Origin of the sequence: Rhodococcus sp. NPDC003318 (assembly GCF_042879035.1) — a bacterium.
In the GTDB taxonomy this organism is placed as follows: domain Bacteria; phylum Actinomycetota; class Actinomycetes; order Mycobacteriales; family Mycobacteriaceae; genus Rhodococcus_G.
Genome location: NZ_JBIAOU010000020.1, coordinates 38330 through 64835 on the forward strand (window position 1 = coordinate 38330; position 26506 = coordinate 64835).

At 71.7% G+C, this 26506-nt stretch carries 19 protein-coding genes and 1 pseudogene; 9 read left to right on the forward strand and 11 right to left on the reverse strand.

Annotated elements, in window-relative coordinates; all coding sequences use genetic code 11:
* Positions 1-98: 98 nt before the first annotated feature.
* The 6 genes from ACFYVR_RS22630 to ACFYVR_RS22655 all read right to left on the reverse strand — a co-directional run bounded on the left by ACFYVR_RS22630 (position 99) and on the right by ACFYVR_RS22655 (position 7895).
* Positions 99-1820: a GMC oxidoreductase gene (locus ACFYVR_RS22630; protein ID WP_387477361.1), complete on the reverse strand. Its 1722-nt coding sequence runs from the start codon at positions 1818-1820 to the stop codon at positions 99-101.
* On the reverse strand, positions 1817-3334 hold the full coding sequence (locus tag ACFYVR_RS22635; protein WP_387477363.1) for a flavin-containing monooxygenase: 1518 nt from the start codon (positions 3332-3334) through the stop codon (positions 1817-1819). The genes ACFYVR_RS22630 and ACFYVR_RS22635 overlap by 4 nt, the downstream gene beginning before the upstream one ends.
* Positions 3331-3909 (reverse strand): TetR/AcrR family transcriptional regulator, encoded by a 579-nt coding sequence (locus tag ACFYVR_RS22640; protein WP_387477365.1) that lies wholly within the window; start codon positions 3907-3909, stop codon positions 3331-3333. Before ACFYVR_RS22640 ends, ACFYVR_RS22635 begins: the two co-directional genes overlap by 4 nt.
* Before the next feature lie 71 nt (positions 3910-3980).
* Positions 3981-4916, reverse strand: coding sequence for a glycoside hydrolase family 19 protein (locus ACFYVR_RS22645; protein WP_387477367.1), 936 nt, complete (start codon positions 4914-4916; stop codon positions 3981-3983).
* A 583-nt stretch (positions 4917-5499) separates the two neighbouring features.
* Complete coding sequence (locus tag ACFYVR_RS22650; RefSeq protein ID WP_387477369.1) at positions 5500-6495, reverse strand: aldo/keto reductase; 996 nt, start codon at positions 6493-6495, stop codon at positions 5500-5502.
* Positions 6496-6578: 83 nt separating this feature from the next.
* Positions 6579-7895 carry an acetyl-CoA C-acetyltransferase gene (locus ACFYVR_RS22655; protein ID WP_387477371.1) on the reverse strand — a complete coding sequence of 439 codons (1317 nt, stop codon included), beginning with the start codon at positions 7893-7895 and terminating at the stop codon, positions 6579-6581.
* A gap of 114 nt (positions 7896-8009) precedes the next feature.
* Between ACFYVR_RS22655 and ACFYVR_RS22660 the strand changes: the two genes are divergently transcribed.
* Together ACFYVR_RS22660 and ACFYVR_RS22665 are read left to right on the forward strand one after the other, a co-directional pair.
* Positions 8010-9356 carry a 3-oxoacyl-ACP reductase gene (locus ACFYVR_RS22660; RefSeq protein WP_387477373.1) on the forward strand — a complete coding sequence of 449 codons (1347 nt, stop codon included), beginning with the start codon at positions 8010-8012 and terminating at the stop codon, positions 9354-9356.
* On the forward strand, positions 9356-10222 hold the full coding sequence (locus ACFYVR_RS22665) for a MaoC/PaaZ C-terminal domain-containing protein (protein WP_387477437.1): 867 nt from the start codon (positions 9356-9358) through the stop codon (positions 10220-10222). Before ACFYVR_RS22660 ends, ACFYVR_RS22665 begins: the two co-directional genes overlap by 1 nt.
* Before the next feature lie 128 nt (positions 10223-10350).
* Here ACFYVR_RS22665 and ACFYVR_RS22670 read toward each other — a convergent pair whose 3' ends face one another.
* Both ACFYVR_RS22670 and ACFYVR_RS22675 read right to left on the reverse strand, forming a co-directional pair.
* Positions 10351-10944, reverse strand: coding sequence for a TetR/AcrR family transcriptional regulator (locus tag ACFYVR_RS22670; RefSeq protein WP_387477375.1), 594 nt, complete (start codon positions 10942-10944; stop codon positions 10351-10353).
* 137 nt (positions 10945-11081) lie between these two features.
* Positions 11082-12281 carry a glycoside hydrolase family 3 N-terminal domain-containing protein gene (locus ACFYVR_RS22675; RefSeq protein WP_387477439.1) on the reverse strand — a complete coding sequence of 400 codons (1200 nt, stop codon included), beginning with the start codon at positions 12279-12281 and terminating at the stop codon, positions 11082-11084.
* A gap of 92 nt (positions 12282-12373) precedes the next feature.
* Between ACFYVR_RS22675 and ACFYVR_RS22680 the strand changes: the two genes are divergently transcribed.
* From ACFYVR_RS22680 to ACFYVR_RS22695, 4 genes are all read left to right on the forward strand, one after another.
* Complete coding sequence (locus ACFYVR_RS22680; RefSeq protein WP_387477377.1) at positions 12374-12841, forward strand: universal stress protein; 468 nt, start codon at positions 12374-12376, stop codon at positions 12839-12841.
* Positions 12842-12880: 39 nt separating this feature from the next.
* Positions 12881-13966, forward strand: a complete 1086-nt coding sequence (locus ACFYVR_RS22685) for an isochorismate synthase MenF (protein WP_387477379.1) — start codon at positions 12881-12883, stop codon at positions 13964-13966.
* Positions 13967-14072: 106 nt separating this feature from the next.
* On the forward strand, positions 14073-14243 hold the full coding sequence (locus ACFYVR_RS22690) for a DUF2613 domain-containing protein (RefSeq protein WP_387477381.1): 171 nt from the start codon (positions 14073-14075) through the stop codon (positions 14241-14243).
* Between the two features lie 37 nt (positions 14244-14280).
* Positions 14281-18648: an alpha-(1->3)-arabinofuranosyltransferase family protein gene (locus ACFYVR_RS22695; RefSeq protein WP_387477383.1), complete on the forward strand. Its 4368-nt coding sequence runs from the start codon at positions 14281-14283 to the stop codon at positions 18646-18648.
* Positions 18649-18719: 71 nt separating this feature from the next.
* Here the strand turns inward: ACFYVR_RS22695 and ACFYVR_RS22700 are convergent.
* Positions 18720-19733 (reverse strand): annotated as a pseudogene (locus tag ACFYVR_RS22700) (acyltransferase family protein); the annotation flags it as partial.
* A gap of 313 nt (positions 19734-20046) precedes the next feature.
* On the opposite strand from ACFYVR_RS22700, the gene ACFYVR_RS22705 reads away from it, so the two are divergent.
* Together ACFYVR_RS22705 and ACFYVR_RS22710 are read left to right on the forward strand one after the other, a co-directional pair.
* Positions 20047-21213: a DUF3068 domain-containing protein gene (locus tag ACFYVR_RS22705; RefSeq protein WP_387477385.1), complete on the forward strand. Its 1167-nt coding sequence runs from the start codon at positions 20047-20049 to the stop codon at positions 21211-21213.
* A 141-nt stretch (positions 21214-21354) separates the two neighbouring features.
* Complete coding sequence (locus ACFYVR_RS22710; RefSeq protein ID WP_387477387.1) at positions 21355-22110, forward strand: Mut7-C RNAse domain-containing protein; 756 nt, start codon at positions 21355-21357, stop codon at positions 22108-22110.
* A 32-nt stretch (positions 22111-22142) separates the two neighbouring features.
* Here the strand turns inward: ACFYVR_RS22710 and ACFYVR_RS22715 are convergent, their stop codons facing one another.
* Positions 22143-23378, reverse strand: coding sequence for a polysaccharide biosynthesis protein (locus ACFYVR_RS22715; RefSeq protein ID WP_387477389.1), 1236 nt, complete (start codon positions 23376-23378; stop codon positions 22143-22145).
* A gap of 107 nt (positions 23379-23485) precedes the next feature.
* On the opposite strand from ACFYVR_RS22715, the gene ACFYVR_RS22720 reads away from it, so the two are divergent.
* Positions 23486-25285, forward strand: a complete 1800-nt coding sequence (locus tag ACFYVR_RS22720) for a hypothetical protein (RefSeq protein WP_387477391.1) — start codon at positions 23486-23488, stop codon at positions 25283-25285.
* On the opposite strand, the gene ACFYVR_RS22725 is transcribed toward ACFYVR_RS22720, so the two are convergent.
* A complete protein-coding gene (locus tag ACFYVR_RS22725) occupies positions 25214-26458 on the reverse strand; it encodes a glycosyltransferase family 4 protein (RefSeq protein WP_387477393.1) in 1245 nt (414 codons plus the stop codon). The two genes, ACFYVR_RS22720 and ACFYVR_RS22725, sit on opposite strands and share 72 nt — an antisense overlap.
* Positions 26459-26506: the final 48 nt, after the last annotated feature.

Below are 26506 nucleotides of genomic sequence, written 5' to 3' on the forward strand. Positions count from 1 at the left end.
TTTCTTCGGCGAACTTGTGACGAAGTGCAGGAAAGTGCCCCCGACCTGCACGAACACCGTCACGCGTGGTTGAACGGACTTCGCTCACCCGCTTCGTCTCACGCCCCGGCGTCTCCGGACCCGTCGCGGCCGGGCACCGAGGGGATCGGCAGGACGAGCGCCGCCGGCGCATGGGGTGGCACCGCAGGGGATCGCGGGGCGACCGGGGCGGTCCTGCGGTACGCGGCCCCGAGCGGTGGGCGTGGGTCCGGTTCGCCGGCGTTCGGCCACAGCGAGAACGCACGCTCGGCGAGGGCGGTGATCGTCAGCGACGGATTGACGCCCAGGTTCGCGCTCACCACCGAGCCGTCGGCGACGTGCAGTCCCGGGTGGCCGTAGGCACGCAGGTACGGATCGACCACCCCGGTCTCGGCGGAGTCGCCGATCGGGCAGCCACCGAGGAAGTGCGCGGTCATCGGGATGTTCGCCAGGTCGGCGAACGAGCCGCCGGGGTCGCCGCCGATCTTGCCGGCGACGGACCGGATCACCTCGTGGCCCTGCGGTATCCACGTCGGTGGCAGTTCGCCGGGTCCGCGCCGGCTGACCAGCCGGAACCGGCCGCGCAGGCCGCGCCGGACACCGAGTTCGAGGGAGTTCTCGCCGGTCTGCATCACCAGCGCGATCACCGTCCGCTCCGACCAGCGCCGCACGGACAGGCCCCGCGCGAACGTGACCGGATGGCGGACCACGACACCCAGCGCCTTCAGCGGGCGCGGGATCCGGCCGCCGCCGTCGACGAGCAGCGTCTGCAGCAGCCCGATCGCGTTGCTCCCCGGCCCGTAGCGCACGGGTTCGACGTGGGTGCGCTCGTCCGGGTGGAACGAGGACGTGATCGCCACCCCGCGGTTGAGACCCGCGGGACGGTGCGCGGTGGCGGCCAGGACGGCCTCCGAGTTGGTCCGCACCTGGCTGCCCAGCAGGCGCGAGAGCCGCGGCAGCCTGCCGCTCTCCCGGGTGCCGAGCAGCAGTCGCTGGGTTCCGTACGTGCCCGCCGCGACCACGACCTGGGTGGCGGTCAGCGTCCGGGCCGTCCGCCGCAGGCCGTCGGTGCGCCGGGTGTGCACCTCGAAACCGCCGCCGGGACGCGGTTGCAGTCCCGTCACGGTGGTCAGCGGAAGGATCTGCGCACCCGCCCGCTCCGCGAGGTGGAGGTAGTTCTTCACGAGGGTGTTCTTCGCCCCGACCCGGCACCCGGTCATGCAGGACCCGCACTCGGTGCAGCCGGTGCGTGTCGGTCCGGCGCCGCCGAAGAACGGGTCCGGGACCGTCCGCCCCGGCCGGTCGAAGAAGACGCCGACCGGAGTGGAGACGACGGTGTCGCCGACCCCCATCTCGTCCGCGACCTCGCGAACGACGCGATCGGCGGGGGTGGTGCTGGGGTTGGTGACCACCCCGAGCATCCGGGCCGCCTGCGCGTAGTACGGATCGAGTTCGCCCTCCCAGTCGGTGATGTGACCCCACTGCGGATCCTCGAAGAACGGGCGCGGCGGCCGGTACAGCGTGTTCGCGTAGTTCAGCGAGCCGCCGCCGACACCGGCGCCGGCCATCACCAGGACGTCGGCGAGCAGGTGGATTCGCTGGATGCCGTAGCAGCCGAGCGCCGGCGCCCACAGGTAGCGGCGCAGGCGCCAACTGGTCTCGGGCAGTTCGTGATCGGCGAATCGGCGCCCGGCCTCGAGCACGCCGACGCGATAGCCCTTCTCGGTCAGCCGCAACGCGGCCACGCTGCCGCCGAAACCGGAGCCGACCACGATCACGTCGTAGTCGGGTTGCCCGGTCACGCGACCACCTCCGCACTCGCGCGGGTCACGGTCCGGTAGTTCTCGGCGTCGAACGTGCGCAGCTGCGCGCGGTACCGCCATGTGAACGTCGGCCACATCACGGAGTTGCGGCCTCGCGTGTCCATGTACCAGCTCGAGCAGCCGCCCTGGTTCCACACCGTCGACGCCAGCGCCGCCCCGATCTGCGCCCGGTACTCGCGCTGGGCGCGGTCGGACACCTCCACCGCCACGAGGTCGTGGGAGTCCATGTGGTCCAACGCTTCCCGGACGTACCGGGCCTGACTCTCGAGCATGTACACGATCGAGCTGTGCCCGAGGTTGGTGTTCGGCCCGTACATCAGGTACAGGTTCGGGAATCCGTGCACGGTGATGCCGCGGTGTGCGCTCGGACTGCCGTCCCAGTGCTGCGCGAGCGTGCGACCGTCGGTGCCGCGCAACAGATGCGCGACCGGGGGTTCGGTCGGGGTGAATCCCGTCCCGAAGATGATGGTGTCGACGTTCCGCTCGACACCGTCCGCACCGACGACACCGGTGGGCGTCACCCGCACCAGCCCGGACGGCACCAGGTCGACGTCCGGGCGGTCCAGCGTGGAGAGCCAGTCGTTGGACAGCAGTATCCGTTTGCATCCGATGGTGAACTTCGGCTTCAGCGCCCGGCGCTTCTCCGGATTCGAGACCTGCTTGCGCAGTTGCACTCTCGACACGATCGAGATCAGCGGCAGCAGCCAGGTGAGGTGGGCGAAGACCACGACGTAGCCCTCCCTCATGGAGTACACCAGGCCACGAACGATTTTCTGGGTCAGCGGAATCCTCCGGTACAGCGCCTTCTCGAGTGTGCCGAGAGTCCGGTTGGGCCGGGGTACGACCCACGACGCGGTGCGCTGGAGGACGGTGAGTTTCGCTGTGCGGTCGACGATCTGCGGAACGAACTGCACCGCGGACGCGCCGGTGCCGACCACCGCGACGCGCTCGCCGGTCAGGTCGTGGTCGTGGTTCCAGGCCGCCGAGTGGAACACGGTGCCCTCGAACTCGTCCAGGCCGTCGATGGCGGGCAGGTTCGGTGTCGACAGTGCGCCGGTCGCGGCGACCAGGGATCCGGCGGTCAGCTCGCCCCGGATGGTCCGCACCCGCCACAGCGCGGCCTCCTCGTCCCACCGGGCTTCGAGCAGTTCGCAGTCGAAGACCGTCCGGGCCCGGACCCCGCTGCGGGTCGCGACGTCCTTGAGGTAGTCGAGGATCTCGCGCTGCTCGGCGAACGTGTGACTCCACTGGGGGCTCGGCGCGAACGACAGCGAGTAGAGGGAGGTGGGCACATCGCAGGCCGCACCCGGGTAGGTGTTCTCCCGCCAGGTGCCGCCGACCTCGCCGGCCCGTTCGATGACGACGACGTCGCCGGCGTCGCCGCGGCGGACCAGATCCGCGGCGACCGCGAGGCCGCCGAAACCGGCGCCGACGACGAGCACCTTCGCGTGCGCCGGCAGTTCGGTCAGGGTGTGGTGCGTTCCGGTGCTCATGTCCGCGTCACCATCGCGTCCCACACGGGCAGCAGCCGCTCGCGCCGCCCGACCTCCTCCGCGGGCGTGCGGAACAGCGCGGACACCGCGAACCCGCGGGCCAGCTCGATGCTCAACTCGATGGCGTCGGCCCCGAAACGTTCACCCATCACCACCGAGGCGCCCCCCTGCAGCGCTTCGGTGACGCGGCGTTCGAGCGGCACCATCGCCTCGAACAGCGCCGGATCGGTTCGCGCGGCCACCCACAGTTCGAGGGCGGCGTAGAAGAGTGGCCCACTGAACGCGTCGAGGAGCACGTCGAGTCCGCGTTCGGGATCCGGCTCGGCAGCGAGGATCTCGGCGAGTCGCTTCTCGACGAGGTACTCGACCGCGGCGACGACGAGGGAGATCTTCGTGGGGAACTGGTGCAGCTGGGCGCCGCGGGAGACGCCGGCCCGTTTCGCGACGCCCTGGGTGCTGGTGCCTGCGTAACCGAGCTCGACCAGCGACTCGATGGTCGCGTCGAGCAGTTTCTCTCTGGTGTGGGCGCTGCGTTGCGCCTGCGTCCGCGGCGGACGGTCGGTGTCCTGAGTCACACCGTCACGGTAGCAACAAACAGTCCAGACTGCTTGTAAATCTGGAATGCGTTTCCGAGGAGGAGGGGACCCTACGGGCGGAGCAGGACGTCGAGGCCGCGCTGGAAGTCCGCAATCCGCCGGCTGAGGGCGGTGTGACCACCGTTCACGAGCTCGGAGACCCGGACGATCCCGGCCGTGTCGGCGACCTGGTTGAGGTTGCGCGACGTCCAGTACCAGACCGCGGAGGTGAAGGCGTTCTCCGGCAACGAGAGCCACTCGGGGTGGGCGACGAAGTCGATGCCGGTGTACTGGCTGACCTTCTCGTAGTTGTGCCGGCCGGTGACCTGGATGGCACCGCGACCCTTGTACCGCACACCGTCGCCCGGCTGGGTGTTGCCGAGGTCGGCACGACCCTCGTAGGCGCGACCCGAGGCGTACTCCTCGAAGGTGCGGAAGGAATCGGACTCGACAGCGAGCTGCGCGAGGAAGGCCGCCTTGCGGACCGGGTTGTCAATGCCGCCGCGGATCATCGCGTCGTTGAGCGGGACGATGTACTGGGCGATCTTCTCGGGGGAGATGCCGGGGACGATCCGCGCCAGGTCCTCGGGGGTGACCGCGGGCGGCGGCGGGGGCGGCGGCGCGGGCGCCGGGGCGGGCTCGACGACCGGCGCCGGGGCGGGCGCGGTAGGTTTGCCGGCGGTTTCGGCCGTCACGGCCTCGGCGATGTCGGACACGAACCCCGCCACGGAGGCCGGCGTGGCCTTGTCGGCGCCGGAGTCGTCCGGGTTCGCATCGGCCTGCTCGGCGGATCCCCCGTCAACCTCGGGCAGCGCAGGGAACTCGAGCGCGCCGAACAGGTCGTCAGGGCCGAGGAAGCGAGCGGGTGCGGCGCCGACGCTCGCGACGGCGGACGTCTCGGCACCGGCGACGGCGGAGCCACCGAAGCCGACAAGGGCGGCGCCGGCGGTGATCAGTGCGGCAGCGGCGATCGCCGCGCGCACATGGCGCGGATGGGAAACGTACACGGGTTGTGCTCCAACTTTCGGCCGAGAGGCACATCGGCCTGGCGAACGGTGCCGCGGCGCTGTCGGCGAACGTTCGTGTCCACCGGAGGTCACCGTCACGCAGCAAGAAGGTCACAACCAGGTAACGTTGCAGCTAGCCGGGTTTTCAACCAAAGGTGATCAGCGCCACAAGCGCTTGAAAACGAGGGCCACCGCACGCTAACCACAAGAGTGGCGCTCGCCTCCGCTTCTCCACGACGGGGTTTCGAACCCCTCACCGCCTGGACTTCGAGCCGCACCGGCCCGCCGCGTGCGAATCCGGCGAATCCACTACACAACAATACTTTTCGAGAATCACACGACTGAAATGGCGCAGCCGCTCAGGTCAGCGGCCGAGCGCGTTCGTACGGCGTCCGAAATCGGACGCCGAACACGACGAAGCCCGGCCCCCGCGGCGTCGCGGAGACCGGGCCAGGTGGTCGGTTTGTGTCCTACACAACAGTGGTCGGTGCTTGCGCTGCAGACTTCCGTACGCCATACAGCGGCGCCTCGTTGGGGCTTTCGTGACTTCTCCGAGACCGGAAAGTCACGGAAGGCGCAACGGTCACTCGCGGCCGAGCGACACCCAGTTCGGGTTCGCCGACCGCGCGCCGACGGTGATCGCGGCGAGCTCGTCGAGCCGGGCGATCCGCTCCGACGACAGGTCCAGTTCCACGGCCGCGGCGTTCTCCGTGACCCGGTCCGCAAAACGAGTGCCCGGGATCGGCACCACGGGCAGCGCGTACTCGCGACCCTTGGCGTAGAGCCACGCCAGCACGACCTGCGCCGGCGTCGCCTCCGTCTCGCGTGCGACGTCCTCGACCACGCCGAGCACCTTCGCGTTGCCGGCCAGAGCGTCGCCGGCGAACCGGGGGAACCGGCGGCGCAGATCGAACTCGCCGACGGCGCTCGGGTCGTACCTGCCGGTGAGATAGCCGCGTCCGACGGGCGAGTAGGGCACGAAACCGACGCCCAGCTCCGCCGCCGCCGGGACGACGTGACGCTCGACGTCGCGGCTCCACACACTCCACTCGCTCTGGATCGCGGCGATCGGATGAACCGCGTGCGCGCGGCGCAGCTCGTCACCGGTCGCCTCGGACAGACCGATGTGCCGCACCTTGCCCGCGGCGACGAGATCGGCGATCGCACCGACCGTCTCCTCGATCGGAACATCGGGATCCACGCGGTGCAGGTAGTAGAGGTCGACGCTGTCGACGCCGAGTCGGCTCAGCGACGCGTCCAGATACCCCGCTACGTTCTCCGGCCGCCCGTCGATCCCCCGCTGCCCCGCGGCGACATTGCCGACCAGACCGAACTTCGTGGCCAGCTGGACCTCGTCGCGCCGGGTGCGGAGCACCTCGCCGACGGCCTTCTCACTGGCTCCCTCGCCGTACACGTTGGCGGTGTCGATGAACGTGACGCCGATGTCGATCGAGTGGTGCAACGTGGCGAGGGCCTCGGCCGGATCGACCGGTCCGTAGACCGGAACGACCGACATGGCGCCGTAGCCCTGGACGCTGACATCGAGGCCGTCGCCGAGTGTGGTGGTACGAACAGTCATGGTTCGCATCCTGGCCCACGAGACAGCGAGGCGCACGGTCTGGGATCACCGTGATCCCAGACCGTGCGCTTCCTCGCCGAGTGTCAGCGCTCGATGATCGCCGTGACGCCCTGCCCGCCGGCGGCGCAGATCGAGACGAGACCGCGACCGGACCCCTTCTCCGCCAACATCTTCGCCAGCGACGCGACGATGCGACCCCCGGTAGCGGCGAACGGGTGACCGGCCGCGAGCGACGAGCCGTTGACGTTGAGCTTGCTGCGGTCGATCTTTCCGAGCGCCCCGTCCAGGCCGAGCCGCTCCCTGCAGTACTCCTCGGACTCCCACGCCTGCAGGGTCGCGAGCACCACCGACGCGAACGCCTCGTGGATCTCGTAGAAGTCGAAGTCCTGCAGGGTCAGCCCGTTGCGGGCGAGCAGACGCGGCACCGCGTAGGTCGGCGCCATGAGCAGTCCGTCCGGTCCGTGCACGTAGTCGACGGCCGCGGTCTCGGAATCCACCAGGTGCGCGAGCACCGGCAGGCTCCGCTCGGCGGCCCACTCGTCGGTGGACAACAGTGCCGCGGACGCGCCGTCGGTGAGCGGGGTCGAATTGCCCGCCGTCATCGTCGCGTCACCGAGCTTGGTGCCGAACACCGGCTTCAACGTCGCCAGCTTCTCCACCGTCGAGCCGGGCCGCAAGTTGTCGTCCCGGGTGAGGCCGAGGAACGGGGTGACCAGGTCGTCGAAGAAGCCGCGGTCGTACGCGGCGGCCATGTTCCGGTGACTTGCGGCCGCGAGCTCGTCCTGGTCCTCGCGCCGGACACCGAACTCCTTGGCGGTGATCGCGGCGTGCTCTCCCATGGACAGGCCGGTGCGCGGCTCGCCGTTGCGGGGGATCTCGATACCGAGCATCGACGGCCGGACATGGCCGAGCAGCTTGACGCGGTCGGCGGTGGACCTGGCGCGGTTCACCGACAGCAGGAACTCGCGCAGCTCGTTGTTCACGCCGATCGGGGCGTCCGAGGTGGTGTCGACACCGCCGCCGATGCCGGCGTCGATGCGTCCGGCCGCGATCGCGTCGCCGACGGCGACGATCGACTGGAGACCGGTCCCGCAGGCCTGCTGCAGGTCGTAGGCCGGGGTGTACGCGCTCAGCGAGCTGCCGAGCACCGACTCCCGGATCAGATTGAAGTCGCGGCTGTGCTTGAGGACCGCGCCGCCGACGACCATGCCGAGCCGCTCACCCTGCAGGTTGAACCGGCTCACGAGGCCGTCCAGCGTCGCGGTGAACATGTCCTGGTTGGACGCCCGCGCGTACGCCTTGTCCGAACGCGCGAAGGGAATACGGTTGCCGCCGACGATGGCGACGGGACGCGGCTGACGTCCGGACGGCTTCTCGGTGGTGCGCGCTGTGGTGGTCACGGTGTCTCCAAGTCGACGGGTTCTGCCTCGACACCAAACTTACTTCAGAGTAAGTTAAATGTCGACACCGCGCCCGGACCCGGGTGCAGACGACGCCGACGAAGAAGGTGGACCGTGGCAGCCAGCAAGGGCGCTCCCGACCTCTACTCCCAGTTCCTCTCCTCAGCACCGGGCGCATTCATCGCCAAGCAGACCGGCCTCCCGCAGCCGGAACACCTCCGTCGCTACCAGGCCGGCGAACCGCCACTGGCCGGGCCGATCCTGATCGGCGGGCAGGGCCGCCTCGTCGAGCCGCTGCGCGACCTGCTCTCCGACTACCCCGCAGCACTCCCCCACGACGACCGCTACGGCGCACTCGTCTTCGACGCCACCGGCATCACCGAGGTCACCGACCTCGTCGAGCTGTTCACCTTCTTCCAGCCGGTGATCCGCAACCTCGCACCCTCCGCCCGCGTCGTCGTCCTCGGCACCACGCCCGAGGAGACGAGCAACGTCGACGAACACATCGCCCAGCGCGGCCTCGAGGGCTTCACCCGCAGCGTCGGCAAGGAGGTCAAGCGCGGCGCCACCGCCCAGCTGGTCTACGTCTCGCCGTCCGCGTCGACCGGGCTCTCCGGAGTCGAATCCACCCTCCGGTTCCTGCTGTCCGCCAAGTCCGCGTTCGTCTCCGGGCAGGTGATCCGGGTCGGCGGCGCCGACGCCACCGCACCCGCGTCGTGGGACAAGCCCCTCGACGGCAAGGTCGCCGTCGTGACCGGCGCCGCCCGCGGCATCGGCGCGACCATCGCCGAGGTCCTCTCCCGCGACGGTGCACACGTCGTGTGCGCGGACATCCCGGCCGCCGGCGAGGCGCTGTCGCAGACCGCCAACACGGTCGGCGGCACCTCCCTCGCCCTCGACGTCACCGCCGAGGACGCCGGCGACAAGCTCGCCGCGCACCTGCTCGAGCGGCACGGTGGAGCGGACATCATCGTCCACAACGCCGGCATCACCCGCGACAAGACCCTCGCCAACATGGACGAGGACCGCTGGAACATGGTCATCGCCGTGAATCTCCTTGCCCCGCAGAAGATCACCGACGCCCTACTGGAGAAGGGCGCACTGAAGGCCGGCGGACGCGTCATCGACGTGTCCTCGATCGCCGGCATCGCGGGCAACCGCGGCCAAACCAATTACGGCACCTCGAAAGCCGGCGTCATCGGTCTCGTCCAGGCCACCGCGCCCGTACTGGCCGAGAAGGACATCACCATCAACGCCGTCGCCCCCGGCTTCATCGAGACCGCGATGACCGCGGCCATCCCGTTCGCCACCCGCGAGGCCGGACGCCGGATGTCGTCACTGCTGCAGGGCGGTCAGACCGTCGACGTCGCCGAAACCGTCTCGTACTTCGCCAATCCCGCATCGAACGCGGTGACCGGTCAGATCGTGCGGGTCTGCGGCCAGTCGCTGATCGGCGCATGATGTCCGGCCGGATCGTCCAACTCGACGGGCCACCGAGCACGCTGAGCATCTACGCCCGCGCGGCCCTCGGGGCGCTGCCGGTTGTCGGCAAGTCCGGCATCGGCACGAGCCTGCCCGACGAGACACTGACCCTGCGCGGACTGAAGGTCGACACCGACAACCTCGCCGCCTATGCGCGGGTCTGCGGCCTGCGGTTCGGCGACGCTCTGCCGGTGACGTACCCGTTCACCCTCGCGTTCGGGACCGTGATGCAGCTGATGGTCTCGTCCGAGTTCCCTTTCCCCGCAATCGGTTCCGTGCACATCGAGAACGTCGTCGAACAGCGACGCCCGGTGTCGGTGTCCGAACCGCTGGACCTCGCGGTGCACGCGGAGAACCTGCGCCCGCACCCGAAGGGCACCCAGGTGGACCTGGTCACCGAGATCAACGTCGGACGCGAACTCGCGTGGCGGCAGGTGAGCACCTTCCTCAAGATGCACGCGACCGACGCCCCGAAGGAGCCGCGCACCGAGCACGCCGACGAGGTCCCGCCGCTCCCGATGCGCACCCTGCGCGTCGACCAGAAGACCATCGGCCGCTACGCCGCGGTGTCCGGGGACCGCAACCCGATCCACGTCTCGTCACTGGGCGCCAAGGTATTCGGGTTCCCCCGGACCATCGCCCACGGCATGTGGAGCGCCGCCGCGATCCTCGGCGCGGTCGAGGGCCGGATCCCCGACGCCGTCACCTACCGGGTGAAATTCGGCAAGCCCGTGGTCCTGCCCGCGACCGTCAACGTCTACGCCGACGAACGCGACGGCGGCTGGGATCTCGCACTGCGACACCCGAAGAAGGGCTATCCGCACCTGACCGCGACCCTGCGCTGACGGCGACAGCCCATCCACCCCGGCTCCCCTCCCCGGATGGCGACGCGCACTCCCCCGACGGCTGAAGGTCACCTTCGTGCGGTCTGACCGCACGAAGGTGACCTTCAGCCGATGGGAGGTGGGGGGCGTTACTTCTTCTTGCCGGCCAGGCCGCGCCAGGCGAGGTTCTCGAGCAGGTCGGCGGCCTTCTCGACCTCGATCTCACCGCCGACGACGCGGTCCGCGACGGCTTCGCCCGCGCCGACCAGTGCCACGGCCATGATCCCGAAGTCGGTACCCGGTTCGGGCTCCTTCGTGCTGGACTCGAGCAGCTTCGCGGTCAGCTCGATGAGCCGGTCCCGGCTGGTCTGGACCTGACTCGCGAACGCCTGCTGCCCCATCGACTGGCGGTACAGCACCATCCACGACGCCCGGTGGCTGTCGACGAAGCCGAGGAATCCGACGAGCGCCGCCCGCAGCTGCTCGCGGGGCGTCAGGTTCGGGTCGGCAGCCGGGGTGATCGCCTCGACGAAGCGCTGCCCCTCCCGGGCGATGCTCGCGGCGAACAGTTCGTCCTTCGAGCCGTAGTACAGGTACAGCATCGGCTTGGAGATCGCGGCGGCCGCCGCGATCGCGTCCATCGAGGTGTCGTGGAAGCCCTTGGTCGAGAACACCTCGACCGCCGCGTCGAGCATCTGCTGTTCCCGCACCGCGCGCGGGAGTCGTTTGGTTCCGCCGGCCATCGTTCCTCCAGAGTCCGCGGCCCGGCTCGGCCGGGTCCACGGTAGTGATCTTACTCTAGAGTAAGAATGGGTGTGGGTCGGCTCTCATTCTGCCCGAGCCGCCGAACCCGCCACGATCCGCCCCACCGCGCGGCCGATCAGCAGGTCACCATCCCCTTCGCCTGCGCGACCCGCAGCACCGACGCGTCCACCCGGGCCTGCGGCAACCGGCCCGCCGCCACCTCCCCCTCGAGATGATCCAGCACCGCGGGCACCTCGTCCGTGGTCAGCCACAGCGCCACGTCCGCGCCCGCCGTCAGCGCGGCACCGACGGCCTGCGGGACGCTCAGCCGGTCCGTGATCGCCTTCATCCCGGACAGGTCGTCCGTGAAGATCGGACCGTCGAACGGCGGTGCGCCGTAGCCGGTTCCCGTGCGCAGCAACGACATCGCTGCCGGACTGATGCTCGCGGGCACACCCGGTGCGGTCAGCCCCGGCACATCCAGATGCCCCACCATCACACCCGTCCCGGTGGTCACCAGCGTCCGGTACGGCACCAGATCGCGGGTCTGCAACTCGTCCAGCGGCGGCGTCGTGACCGCGCCGGTGTGCGAATCCCCGGACGCCGACCCGTGACCCGGGAAGTGTTTGATCACCGGCAGGACCCCGGCGTCGCGCATCCCGCGCGCGTACTCGCCGGCGTACTGCGTCACCACGTCCGGGTCGTCGGAGAACGAGCGGTCCCCGATCACCGTGTCCGCCGGCTGGTCGCTGACGTCCACCACCGGCGCGAAGTTCACCGTGATCCCGAGGTCGCGCAGGCCGCGACCCCGCTCGAGCGCCATCCGATAGGTCTGCTCCGGCGTCATCGTCTGCGCGACCGTCCGCGGCGCCGGGTCCGCGCCCAGCAGGTCCGAGACCCGCGACACGCGGCCGCCCTCCTCGTCGATGCTCACCATCACCGGCACCGCCGCGACCGCCTGCACCTGCGGCACCTGCCGGTTCGCCAGCATCGACTCGTCCGTCCAGCTGCCGATGAAGATGCCGCCGACCTGCTCGTCCCGCACCACCGCGACGGCGTCCGCGGTCCCCGTCACGCCGACGTTGAGCAGCTGCGCCAAGCGCTGCCGCGGGCTGAGCCCGGCGAGGAAGTCCGCACCGCAGGCCGGCGCCGCGGCCGGCTGCACCTCCGAGGTCGGCGGAGTGGTCGCGGCCGCGGTCGTGGCGGTTTCCAGCTCCGAACTCGCGGTCGCGGCCGGCTCCGAACTCGCGGTCGCGGCCGGCTCGGTGTCGGAGCAACCGGCCACCAGCCCCAGTCCGAACAGCAGGGCCAGAGCACGGGTCGAACGGGAGAACATCACTCCGCCAGCGTAGGCCACGACACCCACCCGACCCCGCCGCGAACGGGTAGCCTGACAGCAGGATCGCCCCCAGAACCGAGGAGGTCTCCATGCCCGCTGATTTGATGCTCATCGCATACGACGGAACCGAGAATTCCAAGCGCGCAATCGAATACGCAGGCCGGTTCCTCAGCGCCGAACGCGCCGTCGTGATCACCGCGTGGGAACCGATGGTCCGTCAGGCCGCCCGGATGTCCGGGCTGTCGGGCGTCATGCAGCCCGAGTGGGTACCCGACGAGGACACCGAGGACATCGCCCTCACCGACGCCAGAACCGTCAACACCGAGGGCCTCGAACTGGCGCGCAACGTCGGCCTCAACGCCGAGGGCCGCACCATCGAATGCGTCACCACCATCTGGACCACGATCGTCGAGGCGGCCGACGAACTCGACGCCGACATCATCGTCACCGGGACCCGCGGCACCACCGGACTGAAGTCGCTGCTGCAGTCCTCCGTCGCCGACCACGTGCTGCGGCACAGCCACCGACCGGTACTGATCGTCCCGCCCGGCAGGTGAGCGCGCCGGCGAACCGCCGGACTATCGTCGGAAACCGACATGGACGGTTTCCTGCTCTCGCGCGCCGACCGGACCCTGCGGACAGCCGGGAGCCGAGGCACCTACGACACCGCGGCCGCCGCGGCACACGCCCTCGCCGAGCGTCGCGTGCCCCTCGTCGTGGGGGCGCTGCCGTTCGACCCCGACGGCCCGGTCGCGTTGACCGCCCCCGAGACCGCCGACTTCCGGCCCGGACCGTGGCGCCCCGATTCCGCACCCGCGGTGCCCGCCGCCCGGATCACCGCCGAGCTACCCGCCCCCGGTGAACACCGCCGCCGCGTCGCCGCACTGGTGTCGCGGGTACGGGCCGGCGAACTCGACAAGGTCGTCGCGGCGCGGTCGGTGACCGTCACCACCGACCGCCCGATCCGGCCGTGGTCGCTGCTGGCCCGCCTGGTCACCCGCGACCCGGCGGGCAACGGCTTCGGCGTCGACCTCTCCCCCGCCGGCGAGGAGTACGCGGGGCGGGCGTTGATCGGGGCCAGTCCGGAACTGCTGCTCGAACGCACCGGCCGCGAGGTGCGCTGCTTCCCCCTCGCGGGCACCGCGCCCCGCCACACCGACCCCGACGCGGACCGGACCGAGGGCGAGCAGCTGTTGGCGTCGGCGAAGAACCGCGCCGAACACGCCTTCGTCACCGACCGGATCCGGGAGGTGCTCGGTCCACTGTGCACCGACCTGGCAGTGCCGACGGTGCCGCACCTGATCGCCACGCCCCAGGTGTGGCACCTGGCGACCCCGGTCCGCGGCGTGCTCCGCGACCCGTCGACGACCGCACTCGACCTGGCCCGGTTGCTGCATCCCACTCCGGCGGTGTGCGGCACCCCGCTGCAACCCGCACTGGACACGATCCGCCACATCGAGGAACCGCGCCGCTTCTACGGCGGCGCCGTCGGCTGGTGCGACGCCGCGGGGGACGGGACCTGGGTGGTCGCGATCCGCTGCGCCGAACTCGACGCCGACACGGCGACGCTGCGGGCCTGGGCAGGCGGAGGCATCGTCGCCGCGTCCGACCCGGACGCCGAACTCGCCGAGACCACCACGAAGCTCGGCACGCTGCTCGGCGCCCTGGACCTGACCGCCTGAATCCGGACTCGTTCGGCGGGCATCGCCTGCCGCCCCGAAACCGGGCGGCCGGGTGATACCTTGGCGCGAACGATTTCGTCAGGCAGCAGCAATTGGGAGATCCGAGATGAAGTTCCTTGTCCCCGGCGTGGCAAGTGCAGTGATCGGCGCGGTGCTGGGCCTCGCGGCCGTCTTCGGTGTCACGGCAGCCGCTGCGGACAACACCCGTCCGGATGTCGATCGCAGCGGTAACGCGGACTCCTCCCTGCTGAACCAGGTGGAGTACGGCAGCCGTTAACAGCACCACCTCCGGTGCGCGGTCCGGCCGCGCACCGGTGTCGACCCCTCACACGATCATCGAGACACCGAACACCGAGCCGCTGACCCGACGGTGGCTGGTCGGTGCCTCGACAGTCGCGTTTCTCCTGGCCTTCCTGCAGGCGCCGGGAATGCTCGTCGCCGACACCAAGTACGACCTGACGCAGAATCCCCTCGGCTTCCTGGAGCGCGCGTCCCACCAGTGGTCGTCGCTCGCCCCGCTCGGCCAGGTGCAGAACCAGGCCTACGGCTACTTCTTCCCGCACGGCGCCTTCTTCGGGCTCGGCAACCTCGCCCACATCCCGCCGTGGATCACCCAGCGGATCTGGTGGGCGCTGCTGCTGATCGCCGGCTTCTGGGGCGTCGTCCGGCTCGCCGAAGCCCTCGGCGTGGGCAGTCGCAGTTCCCGGATCATCGCGGCGATCGCGTTCGCGCTCTCACCCCGCGTCATCACCACCCTCGGGTCGATCTCGTCCGAGACGCTGCCGATGATGCTCGCGCCGTGGGTGCTGCTGCCGGTCGTGTTGGCGACGTCGTCGCCCGTGAGTCCTTTCGGCCCCGGAGCGGACCACAAGGACTCACGGGTGTTGGCGGCGAGGTCGGCGGTCGCGGTCGCGCTGATGGGCGCGGTCAACGCCGTCGCCACCGCGGCAGCGTGCCTGGTCGCGGTGCTCTGGTGGATCGCGCACCGGCCGAATCGGCGCTGGTGGGTCTTCACCGCCTGGTGGATCCCCCTCTGCCTGGTCGCGGTCGCCTGGTGGATCGTGCCGCTGCTGCTGCTCGGACGCGTCAGCCCGCCGTTCCTCGACTACATCGAGTCGTCCGGGGTCACCACGCAGTGGACCTCGCTGACCGAGGTGCTCCGCGGCACCGACAGCTGGACCCCGTTCGTGTCGCCGGAACGGATCGCCGGCGCGGTGCTCGTGACGCAGCCGGCCGCGGTGGTCGCGACGGGCGCGCTCGCCGCCGCGGGCATGGCCGGGCTGGCGATGCGGTCGATGCCCGCGAAGGGACGGCTGACGCTGATCCTGTTCGTCGGGCTGGCCGGGCTCGGCGCCGGCTATGTCGGCGAACTCGGCTCCCCGGTCGCCGAGAGCGTCCGCGTATTCCTCGACTCCGGCGGCGCGCCGCTGCGCAACGTCCACAAGCTCGAACCGCTGGTGCGGCTGCCGCTGGTGCTCGGGCTGGCGCACCTGCTCGCGAAGGTGCCGCTGCCCGGGTCGGTGTCCTCGACCCGGTGGCGCGGCGCGATCGCGCACCCCGAACGCGAACCGATGGTCGCGCTGACCAGCCTGATCCTGGTCGCGCTGACCCTCGCGACGTCGCTCGCCTGGACCGGGAAGCTGGCCCCGCGCGGCGCCTACGACGAGGTGCCGGGGTACTGGCACGAGGCCGCGGACTGGCTCGGCGAGCACGCGGCCGGCGACTCCGGCGACGGCTCCGACGCGATCCGCGCCCTGGTGGTTCCCGGCGCACCGTTCGCGGCGCAGGTGTGGGGTCTGACCCGCGACGAGCCGCTCCAGGCGCTCGCGACCACACCGTGGGCGGTACGGGACGCGGTGCCCCTGGTGCCGCCCGGCGCCATCCGCGCCCTCGACTCCGTGCAGCGGCTGATCGCGGACGGCAGCCCCTCGGCCGGGCTCGCCGAGACCCTGCGCGGGCAGGGCATCGGCTACGTCGTCGTCCGCAACGACCTCGACCCCGACACGTCCCGCTCGACCCGACCGCTGCTGGTGCACCAGGCCCTCGACGGCTCTCCCGGCCTGACGCGGGTCGCGACGTTCGGCGAGGAGGTCGGGCCGGGCGAGGTGGACGGGCTCGTCGTCGACGGCGACCTGCGACCGCGCTACCCGGCCGTCGAGATCTACCGGGTGGACATCCCCGGCGCCGCGCCGGCGGGGCCGTACACCGTCGATCTGGCCGGTGTCCCGATCGTGCAGGGTGGTCCGGAGTCGCTGCAGCGGTTCGCGTCCCGCCGCGCCGAGCCGGGGACGCAGACGCCCGCCGGGCCGGTCCTGCTGGCGACCGACGCGGCGCGGGCCGGGCTGCCGGTCGACGCGGTCACGGTCACCGACACCCCCACGGACCGGGAAACCGACTTCGGGCAGGTCGACAACCACAGTTCCGCGTTGCGCAGTGCCGACGACCCGCGGCGCACCTACAACCTCGTGCCCGACTATCCGGTCGACGGCGCGGACCTCGTCAGGGGCGTCTGGGAGGGTGCCCGGATCACGGTGTCGAGTTCTGCGGCGGACGCCACCCAACTCGGCGGGACCGCACCCGGTAGCGGTCCGGCCGCCGTCGTCGACGGCGACCAGGCCACCGGCTGGTTCAGCAACGGGCTGGAAAGCGCACTGGGACAGTGGCTTCGACTCGACTTCGACAACCCGATCCGGGGTGGTCTGCTGCACCTGCGGACCAGTGCCGCCGCGCTCGGTGTCCCCGTCAAGCAGATCGAGGTGACCACCGCCAACGGCAGCACCGCCGTCCGGGTCTCCGAGCCCGGCGAGCCGCTGACGGTATCGCTGCCGCCCGGCCCCACCGACTGGGTGAAGATCACCGCCACTCACACCGAGGACGGCTCCGTCGGAACGCAATTCGGGATCAGCGAGGTCTCCGTCGACGACTACACCGACCGCGACAATCCCGTCACGGTCCCGATCCGCCGTCACACCGTGCTGCCCGCGACGCCGGCCGGCGCCACCGTCACCGGATGGGACCTCGGCCAGGAACTGCCCGGCCGCACCACCTGTGTCGAGGGTCCGGGCCGGGTGCGCTGCCAGGGCGGTCTCGGGCTGCAACCGGAGGAACCGGGCACGTTCGAGCGCACCCTGTCCGTCCCCGCCGACACCGTGGTGACCCCGCGACTTCTCGTGCGGTCGCGGCAGAGCCCCGAGCTCGACGAGCTGCTGGCCGACCCGGAACGTCCGCGCGCCGGCGGCGCCTCCGCCGTCACCGACGTCCGCGGCTCGGCGGCCGCCGCGGTCGACGGGGACGAGCGCACCAGCTGGACCTCGAGCGCCGACAGCATCACCGGCAAGGACGCGAAACCGACCGTCACCCTCGTCCTCCCGGAGCCCGTCGAGGTCACGGGTCTCGAGTTGACGCCGAGTCTCGGTGCCCTCCCCGCGCACGCCACGCGCGTGGCCGTGGACCTCGGTACCGGGCCACAGGTTCGGGACGTCGCCGACGATCACCGGATCTCCCTGTCGCCCACCGTCACCGACCGGATCGTGGTGAGCATCGTGGACTGGGACGGCGTCCTCGACCAGACGGCACTGGGCTTCGCGCAGGAACAGCCGCCCGGCTTCGCCGAGATCGGGGTGCTCACCACCGACGGCGCCACCGTCCCCGGAACCGGCGTGGCCTCGCCGCCGCCCGGCGACCGCACCGTCACCGTCGGCTGCGCGGACGGCCCGGTCATCTCGTTCGCGGGGTCCGTGGTCCGCACGTCGGTGACCGCGACCGTCGACGAGCTCCGCTCCGGCGCACCGGTCCCCGCGACCGTGTGCTCGGTCGAGGACCCGCTGGGCACCAGCACCGACACCGCCGGGGTGCCGCTACCCGCGGGCGCCCCGTCGGTCGTCGTCGCACCGGGTCCGGCCTTCTTCGTCGACGGTCTGCGCCTCGACGCGGCGGGGCAGAACGCGTCGGCGACACCGACGACGACGCCGGCGCCCACGACCGCGTGGACCGCGAACCACCGGGAACTGGCCGTCGACGCGACCGGCGGGGACATGCTGCTGGTGAACCCGGAGTCCCAGAACGTCGGATGGATCGCCACCGCGCCCGACGGCACCGAACTGACCCCGGTCGTGGTGAACGGCTGGCAGCAGGGCTGGGTGGTGCCCGCGGGCACCGTCGGCACCGTCACCCTCGACTTCCCGACCGACCGCTGGTACCGGCTCGGGATCTTCGGCGGACTGCTCGCACTGCTCCCGCTGTTCGCGTTCGCGTGGTGGCCGCGTCGCCGCCGTCCGGGACGCGCCGACACGCCCGCACCGCGCACCTGGCACAGCACCACCGTCGGCGCCGTCGGTGTACTCGCCACCGCCACCGTCGTCGCCGGCTGGGCAGGGACGCTCGTAGCCGTCGCGGTGGCGGCCGCGGTGGTGGCGGTCCGGCGGATCCGAGGTCCGGTGACCGCGGCGCGGATGCTGGTCGTCGCCTCCGGCACCGGAACCGCGGTGGGCGCGGCGCTGCTCTCGACCGGGCCGTGGCGGTTCCCCGACGGCTACGTCGGGCACTCCTGGCTGGTTCAGCTGGCGGCGCTGATCGGGGTCGTGGCGGTCGGCTGGTCGGCGGTCCCGCTGTCGCGGGCCGCGCGCCGGGCGGCCTCCCGGCGGGCGAGGGCGCGCCGCGACGGCTCCTCGATCAGCGCGTAGCTCGCCGACGCCACCGCCAGACTCAACACCACCGTCACCACCAGCACGAACACGAACTGGCCCTGGAACGGCAGCACACCGAACACGGGGAACACGATCGAGAGCACCAGCAGGTGCCAGATGAACACCCCGTACGACCAGCGACCGACCGCGAGCGCCACCGGGCCCGCCAGCAACCGGTGCCGCGGCTCTTCGGCGAGCACCAGCGGCGCGAGCAGGGCGAACGCCAGGACCGCTCCGAGGGCGATCTTCACCGCGTACTGCCACGGCTCGGACCGCGTCAACCCCTCCGGCCCGGCCAGGTCGGTGCACGACAGCCCGAACGCCAGGGCGGCGAGCGCCGTCATCGCCCCGCGCCGCCGCGCGAATCGGTGTACGCGACCGACGGGCGTCACCACCAGCTCCGCGAGCAGCATCCCGGCCCCGAACCACGGCAGATAACCGGGCAGCCAGTTGTCGGAGTGGATGCCGTCGGGGGTGGGAACCGGCACGAACCCCCACGCCAGGCTCACCACCACCACGGTGAGCAGCACCGGGATCCGCCACCGCGCGGCCGGTCCGCGCAACCGGACCACCGCGAACGCCAGCAGCGGCAGCACCAGATAGAACGCCACCTCCACCGACAGGCTCCACATCTGCGTCAGCCCGTCGGTCAGCGTCAGCGGCACGAACACCTGCGTCAACGCCAGGTTCGACGCCCACACCCGCCACCCGCTGCCCGCCGCGGGCAGGAACATCAGCACGACCACCACGACCACCCAGTACGCGGGCAGGATGCGGACCGCCCGGTGCAGGAAATAGCGACCGGTGGCGGGCCGGACACCCAGGCCCCGGGCCGCCGCCGTGTGCGGGCGCCACAGCAGGAAGCCGGACAGGGCGAAGAACACCGCGACGGCCATGTCGAAGCGGCCCCAGACCCGGCCGAGAACCGGCGTGGAGGTGGCGCCGGTCTGGAAAGCCACATGCGTCAGGAGGACACCCAGCGCGGCCAGGCCGCGCATCCCTTCGAGCGCGGGCACGAAGCCACGGGCGGCGACGGGTTCCTCGGCGGCGGGAAGCTCGGGTGCGGTGCGGGTCGTATCCATTTCGCGTCCAGTGTGCACCGGTGCCGAGCCGCCCGTGTGCCGGCGGCGAGCCGCCCGTGTGCCGGTGGGTATCGCCCACGTGCGCGGTGGCGTGCTGCCCACGTGCGCGGTGACTCCGGAATCGGGCGTACCGACCAGTTTCGTACGCCGCCCGAATAACGGCGTGCCAGCGCAATCGGGAGCCCATGACTGTTACTGTCTGGGCTCACTGGGTGTCACGAGACGGGCACTCTGCGGTCGGTGCGGCTCCCGTCGCGCCGCGGGGCGGCTCTTCGGAAGACGGGCTCATCAGAAAGACGAAGGAGTAATCGGTATGGCGGAACGCTCAGGGCCGAGCAGGATCATCGCCTGCATCCTGGTGGGGCTCGGCGCCTTCCTTCTGGCAGCCGCCCTGCTGATCCCGACGTACACGGTCGGCAAGTTGAAGAAGACCCCGCTCGACCTCGAGGTCACCACGATCGCCGAGGGCACCGGTGACGTCCTCGACGCCAAGTCCCTGACCTCGGGCAAGGCGGTCGTCAACACGAACGTCCCGATCGTCTCGCAGCGCTACATCACCGTCGTCGACCCCTCCGACGCCGATCGCATCACCATCCAGGCCGGTCAGACCCTCCGCCGCACGGACAAGCAGGGCGACACGGGCCTGCTGACCGCCCTCATCGACCGCGTCACCCTCGACCGGGTGACCTCGATGCCGATCCAGGACCCGGTCGGCACCATCCAGACCGATGCCAGCAAGCCGGCCGAGGAAGTCGAGCACACCGGCCTGCAGTACAAGTGGCCGTTCGACGCGGAGCAGAAGGCGTACCCGTACTTCGACGTCAACGCCCGCGCCACCCAGGACATCGACTTCGTCGAGGAGACGGAGATCAACGGGATGAAGGTGTACCACTACAACCAGAAGGTCGGGCCCGTCGACCTGTCGAAGGTCGTCTCCTCCCCCACCAACAAGCTGGCTCTCCCGGCCGACACCTGGGGTGTCGAGGGCGGCACCGCCCCGATCACGATGACCCGCTGGTACACCAACGAGCGTGACGTCTGGGTCGACCCGGTGACCGGTGTCGTCGTCAAGGGCCAGGAGCAGGTTTACCAGTACTACGCCCGCAACGCGGCCAAGCCCGAGGTGACCGTCCTCAAGGCCACGCTGCCGTTCAACGAGGACACCATCGAGTACCAGATCGGCCAGGCGAAGGACGGCCAGGACAAGCTGGCACTCTTCGGCCGCACGCTGCCGATCGTCGCGGGCATCCTCGGCGTCATCGCGCTGGTCGCGGGCATCTTCCTCGGTGTCCGCGGCGGCCGCGGCCCGAAGCCGGCGACGACGGGCGGGACGCCGGTCACGCCGGAGCCGGGCGCGAACACGGGCGGCTATACGGACGCGGACACCGAGATGATCCCGCGGCACGACTACACCACCGACGAGACCGTCGAGATCCCGCAGGTCCGTCCGGACCAGGATCCGCCGACGACCCGGCTGTAACCCCGTCGCACGACCGAGGGCCCGCACTCGCATCGCCGAGCGCGGGCCCTCGGTCGTGTGCGGCCTCCTCGGGCGACCGAGTCGCCTCGCTCCCCGCGCCGGGAGGTTCGAAGGGCCGGTAGGTTCGTGGGCGAGGGCAGCATGTCGAGCACGGGCCGGTACTGCGAGTTCCGCTTCTACGAGGAGCTGAACGACTTCCTGGCGCCCGGCCGTCGCAAGCGGACGTTCCGGCACGACTTCGACGGCACCCCGTCCGTGAAGGACCGGATCGAGGCGCTGGGCGTCCCGCACACCGAGGTCGACCTGATCCTCGTCGACGGTGATCCGGTCGGCTTCGACCGTCTGCTGCGCGGCGGCGAACGGGTCGCGGTGTACCCGGTGTTCGAGAGGTTCGACCTGACGGGTGTGACGCGGGTGCGGCCCCGACCGCTGCGCGATCCCCGATTCGTCGCCGATGTGCACCTCGGTCGGCTCGCCGGCTATCTGCGGCTGCTCGGCTTCGACTGCCGGTACCGCAACGACGCCGACGACGATCACCTGGTCGTGGTGTCGCAGTCCGAGGCGCGGATACTGCTCACCCGCGACGTCGGGTTGCTGCGCCGGGCCGCGGTCACCCGCGGTGCGTTCGTGCACGCCACGGACCCCCGACTGCAGGTGCGGGAGGTGCTCGACCGGTTCGACCTGCACGGGCGGATCCGATCGTTGGCGCGATGCGCGCGCTGCAACGGCGTCCTCGATCCGGTGGATCCGGCGCTGGTGGCGGATCGGGTGCCCGCGAGTGTGCTCGCGGAGCACACTCGGTTCAGCCGTTGCCGGGACTGCGGTCGGGTGTACTGGCCGGGCGGACACGTCACCCGGCTGCGACGTCGACTCGCCGAGGTGGGGGTGCGGCTGTGACCGCTCCACGGGGCGTGGGGTCAGTGCGAGGATCAGTCCGGGTGACCGGGCGGGCCCTCCCGGACGGTCGGGAGGGTCGACACCGCCGGATCGCGGTCGGCTCCGCGCAGGGTGAGCACGCTGACGACCGCCGCGGTCACCGCAGTGGTCGTGGCAGCGACGGCGATCAGTTGCTGCATGGTCGAGGCGACTTCGAGGATGAGCACCACCTCGACCGCCAGACCCACCCACGCGCCGATCGCGAGCCGCGTGTGTTCCCGGGCGATCGCGGACAGCAGTGCGCCCTGCAGCACCGCGAGGCAGGCCCCGTTCGCCGCGAACGCCCACAGCAGCCCCTGCACGGGCCGGTAGTCCTCGCCGACGAGCACGGGCACCAGCGGCGCCGCGACGGCGGCCGCGGCGACGGTGACGGCACCGATGCCGACGAGCACGCCGAGCGCCGACCGGACCGCCCGTGCGGAGTGCGCCGGGTTCGCCATCCGCGGGTACAGCACCACCCCGACCGCGGCGGGCAACCAGAACGCGACCTTGGTCGCGACCGCGCCCAGTGAGTACTGCCCGGCCTGTTCCTCGTCGAGCACCACCCGGGCGAGGAGGACGTCGACCGACGACAGCACGATCAGCGCGAGCTGCACCTGCGACGCCCGCAGCACCGACGCGACCCCGTCATAGGCCGGCTGCGCGCCCCGGTGCGGGCCCGCGAGCACCCGCGCCCCGACCGCGACCGCTCCGGTTCCGAGGGCGGACGCGGTCAGCGCGGCGCCCGGCCCACCGCCCGGAGCGAGGACGGCGACGGCAGGCAGGACCTTCCCGAGGCCGGCGGCGCCGAGGACCACGGACAGGGCCGCGAAGCGGCCCGTGCCCTGCAGCAGTCCCTGCTCGCCTGCGAGCAGCACCAGCATCGGCGCGGTGAGCAGCGCCGCCGCGGTCGGGGCCACGCCGGTGCCGAGCACGGCGGCGATCGGCGCCACGAGCAGTGCCGCGAGGATCGCGACGATCGCCGCGCACCGCACGCCGAGCCGCCGCAGCGCGGCCGCGTCACCGCCGAGCACGACATCGCGTGCGACGACGGTCTGCAGGGCGAGCGCCGGAACCGCGAGGACGAGCTGTGCGGCAGTGAGGGCGGCGAATTCGCCGTACCCGGCCGGTCCGAGCCACCCGGCGGCGGCCAGTGCAAGGACGTAGGAGGCGACGTTCGCCGTCATCGTCCCGGCGGTCACCATCGTCATCCCCGCCACATCGGAGGTGGTGCCGGGCCGGGAGGTCATCCGCCCATGATCTCACCCGACCGCAGTGGTGCACTTGCGGACGGCGGGACGTCCGTAAGTGCACCACTGCCGTCAGGGCGTGTCCCCCATGCCCTAGTCTTCGCTCCATGATCGCGCGGCCCGCGGGGCTCACCCGGGCCGCCGTGCCGGGTTACAGCCTGGCTCTCGCGGTACTGATTCTCGGTCCGCTGCTCGGGCCCGGTCACCTGTTGCTGCGTGACGCGGTCAGTACACCGCGATCGTTCCTGACGGATTCGGCGCTCGGACTGTCCGGCGCGGCCGCGCGGGCGGTGCCGCAGGACGCCGCAACGGCGGTGTTGTCCGCGGTGGTCGACGGCGGGCTGGTCGTCAAGGCGATCCTGCTGGCCGCGTTGTGGGCGGCGGGTTGGGGCGCGGCGCGGATGGTCACGGTGCTCCTGCCCACGGTCGGGCTCCCGGGCCGGCTGCTGGCGTCGACGGTGATGGTGTGGAACCCGTACGTCGCCGAGCGGCTGTTGCAGGGACACTGGAGTCTGCTGACCGGGTATGCGGCGTTGCCGTGGATCGTGGTGGCGGCGTGCAGGATTCGACAGTCGAGCAGCCGTGATCTGCTGGGGTGGGCGCCACTCGCGCTGTCCCTGGCCGCGGCGGGCCTCACCCCGACCGGTGCCGTGCTGGCGTCGCTGCTCGCCCTGACGCTGCTCGCACTGCCGGGACCGCGGCGTGGGCGACACGTGACCGCCGGACTGCTGCTCGCCCTGGTCGCGTCGGCGCCGTGGCTGACGGCGACCGCGCTGTCGGGGGCGGGCGCGCAGGGGTCCGATCCGTCCGGGGTCGCGGCGTTCGCGGCCCGCGCCGAACCGGGCCTCGGGACGATCGGCAGCCTCGCCGGGCTCGGCGGGATCTGGAATGCCGACGCGGTCCCGGGGAGCCGGACGACGCCGTGGGCGCTGGTCGGGACCGCCCTGCTGCTCGCGCTCGTCGTGTGTGGCCTGCCCGCGTTGTGGCGCCGACGCCGCAATCCGGTGATCGTCACCCTGGCCGTATTCGCCGCCGCGGCGGTGATCCTTCCGGCGCTCGGCGCGACGGCGTGGGGCCTGGGCGCGGGTGAGTGGGCGGTGGTGCACGTCCCCGGCTACGGGCTGCTGCGCGACGCCCAGAAGTGGGTCGCGTCGGCCGCGCCGTTCTACGCGCTGGCGGCGGCCGCGGGGGTCACGACGATCGCGCGCCTGGCTCGGCGGGTCTTCACGCCGGAGCGGAGAGGCAGGGAGCGGACGGCAGCGGCCGCCGCCGTCGCGATCGCCGCGGTGCTGGTGTCGCTGCCGGACCTGGCGTGGGGTGTCGGGGGCGCGTTGCGTCCGGTGCACTACCCGGACTCGTGGCGGCAGGTGGCGGGGTTGCTCGCCGGCGCGGACGGCGAGGTCGCGGTGCTGCCGGCAGGCACGTTCCGACGATTCACCTACACGGGGTCGGCGCCCGTCCTGGATCCGGCGCCGCGGATGCTTCCCCTCGACGTCCCGCAGTCGGGGCGCCTGCTCGTCGGCTCCTCCGAGCCCGGTCCCGCCAGCGGCTACACCGACATCGACGGCGAGGACGGCCGCGCCGACATGATCGACACGGTCCTGCGGTCCGGGGGGTCCGCCGCCGACCTCGCGGACCTCGGCGTCGGCTGGGTCCTCGTCGAGCACGGCACACCGGGCCTCCCCGGGAACCAGGACCTGCTCGACACCCTGGACCGGGTCCACGACGACGAGTACCTGACGCTGTACCGGGTGCCCGCCGAGCCCGCCCCCCGCGACGCCGCTACCGGTGCTCGGATCGCGCTGGTCGCCGCGCACCTGGCGTGGGCGGCGCTGTTAGCCGGCGGCGCGCTGGGTTGCGTACTCGGCGTCCGACGCGACCACCGGATCCGTGCCGATCAGACCTGACAGGTAGCGGCCGGCGGCGGACGCGGCGAGTACGGTGTGCACGCCGTCCGCGGTCTGACGCCACGAGAACTCCGTCGCCCGCACCCGGGCCTTCTCCCCCAGTTCGGAGCGGCGTTCGTCGTCGCGCAGGAGGTCTTCGACGGCCTCCGTCAGCGCCGCGACGTCGTCCGCGTTGCCCGCCGGATCGAGGTGCTCGCCGCCGACGACGAGCCCGGTGACCCCGTCGACGATGGAGTCCGTCAGACCCCGGGAGCTGCGGTAGCCGACGGTCGGGACACCGTGCTGCGCGGCCTCGATGACCGCGAGGCCCCAGCCCTCCTTGCGGGACGGCATCACATGGACCCAGGCGCGGGAGAGGATGTCGTGCTTGCGGTGCTCGGTGACGTGGCCGTGGAAGGTCACGGCGTCGGCGATGCCGAGGTCGGCGGCGCAGTCCCGCAGGTTCTGCTCCCACCAGCCGCCGCCGACGACGTCGAGGTGCAGCCCGGGGATCCGGGTGCGCAGCGCCGCGACCGCGGTGAGCGCGTCCTCGATCTGCTTGTGCGGCACCAGCCGCGACAGCACGCAGATGCTGGGGTGCGCGGTGCGGGTGGCGGCGTCCCCGATCGGTGCGGTGGCGGGAACCGGGTCGACACCGTTGCGCACCACGGCCACCCGGCCCCGGTCCACCCCGAGAGCGTCCAATTCCTCGGCGGACGGCAGCGACACCGTCAGGTACTGGTTGCGGCGGTGCAGCCGCGGCGAGAGCCGGGATTCGACCCACCACCCGATCCGGCCAACGAGCCGCCCCGCGACGGGCCACTGCTCGCGGTGGCAGTGGTGCACCAGGACCGTGCTCGGCGCTCCGGCGACGAGACGGGCGAAGAACGGGATGCCGTTCTGGGTGTCGACGACGGCGTCCGGGGCGATGCCGGCGAGCGAGCCGATACCGAGCCGGCCGGCGAGGATCGCGGCGAGCGCGCGGGGGTAGACGGTGAATCGTCCGCCGCCGCGGCTGATCCGGATTCCGTCGACGACCTCCTCCCGCGGGGCACCCGGGTAGGCGGCGGTGCGCAGGGTGACCGTGATTCCGCGTGCGGCGAGCCCCGCGCCGACCTGTTCGAGGTAGCGTTCGCTGCCGCCGCCCTGCGGATGGCCGGTGTCGCGCCAGCACAGCAACAGAACCTCGCGCACGGCACTTCTCCTGGACCTCGGGTGACGGACCGCGGCGGCGGCCGGTCA

What these genes read in the sequence shown, in the direction of transcription:
- ACFYVR_RS22635 (WP_387477363.1), bottom strand. Translation starts at nt 3,334, where the DNA reads ATGAGCACCGGAACGCACCACACCCTGACCGAACTGCCGGCGCACGCG.
- ACFYVR_RS22650 (WP_387477369.1), bottom strand. Translation starts at nt 6,495, where the DNA reads ATGACTGTTCGTACCACCACACTCGGCGACGGCCTCGATGTCAGCGTC.
- ACFYVR_RS22665 (WP_387477437.1), top strand. Translation starts at nt 9,356, where the DNA reads ATGTCCGGCCGGATCGTCCAACTCGACGGGCCACCGAGCACGCTGAGC.
- ACFYVR_RS22670 (WP_387477375.1), bottom strand. Translation starts at nt 10,944, where the DNA reads ATGGCCGGCGGAACCAAACGACTCCCGCGCGCGGTGCGGGAACAGCAG.
- ACFYVR_RS22675 (WP_387477439.1), bottom strand. Translation starts at nt 12,281, where the DNA reads ATGTTCTCCCGTTCGACCCGTGCTCTGGCCCTGCTGTTCGGACTGGGG.
- ACFYVR_RS22680 (WP_387477377.1), top strand. Translation starts at nt 12,374, where the DNA reads ATGCCCGCTGATTTGATGCTCATCGCATACGACGGAACCGAGAATTCC.
- ACFYVR_RS22685 (WP_387477379.1), top strand. Translation starts at nt 12,881, where the DNA reads ATGGACGGTTTCCTGCTCTCGCGCGCCGACCGGACCCTGCGGACAGCC.
- ACFYVR_RS22690 (WP_387477381.1), top strand. Translation starts at nt 14,073, where the DNA reads ATGAAGTTCCTTGTCCCCGGCGTGGCAAGTGCAGTGATCGGCGCGGTG.
- ACFYVR_RS22705 (WP_387477385.1), top strand. Translation starts at nt 20,047, where the DNA reads ATGGCGGAACGCTCAGGGCCGAGCAGGATCATCGCCTGCATCCTGGTG.
- ACFYVR_RS22710 (WP_387477387.1), top strand. Translation starts at nt 21,355, where the DNA reads ATGTCGAGCACGGGCCGGTACTGCGAGTTCCGCTTCTACGAGGAGCTG.
- ACFYVR_RS22715 (WP_387477389.1), bottom strand. Translation starts at nt 23,378, where the DNA reads ATGACCTCCCGGCCCGGCACCACCTCCGATGTGGCGGGGATGACGATG.
- ACFYVR_RS22720 (WP_387477391.1), top strand. Translation starts at nt 23,486, where the DNA reads ATGATCGCGCGGCCCGCGGGGCTCACCCGGGCCGCCGTGCCGGGTTAC.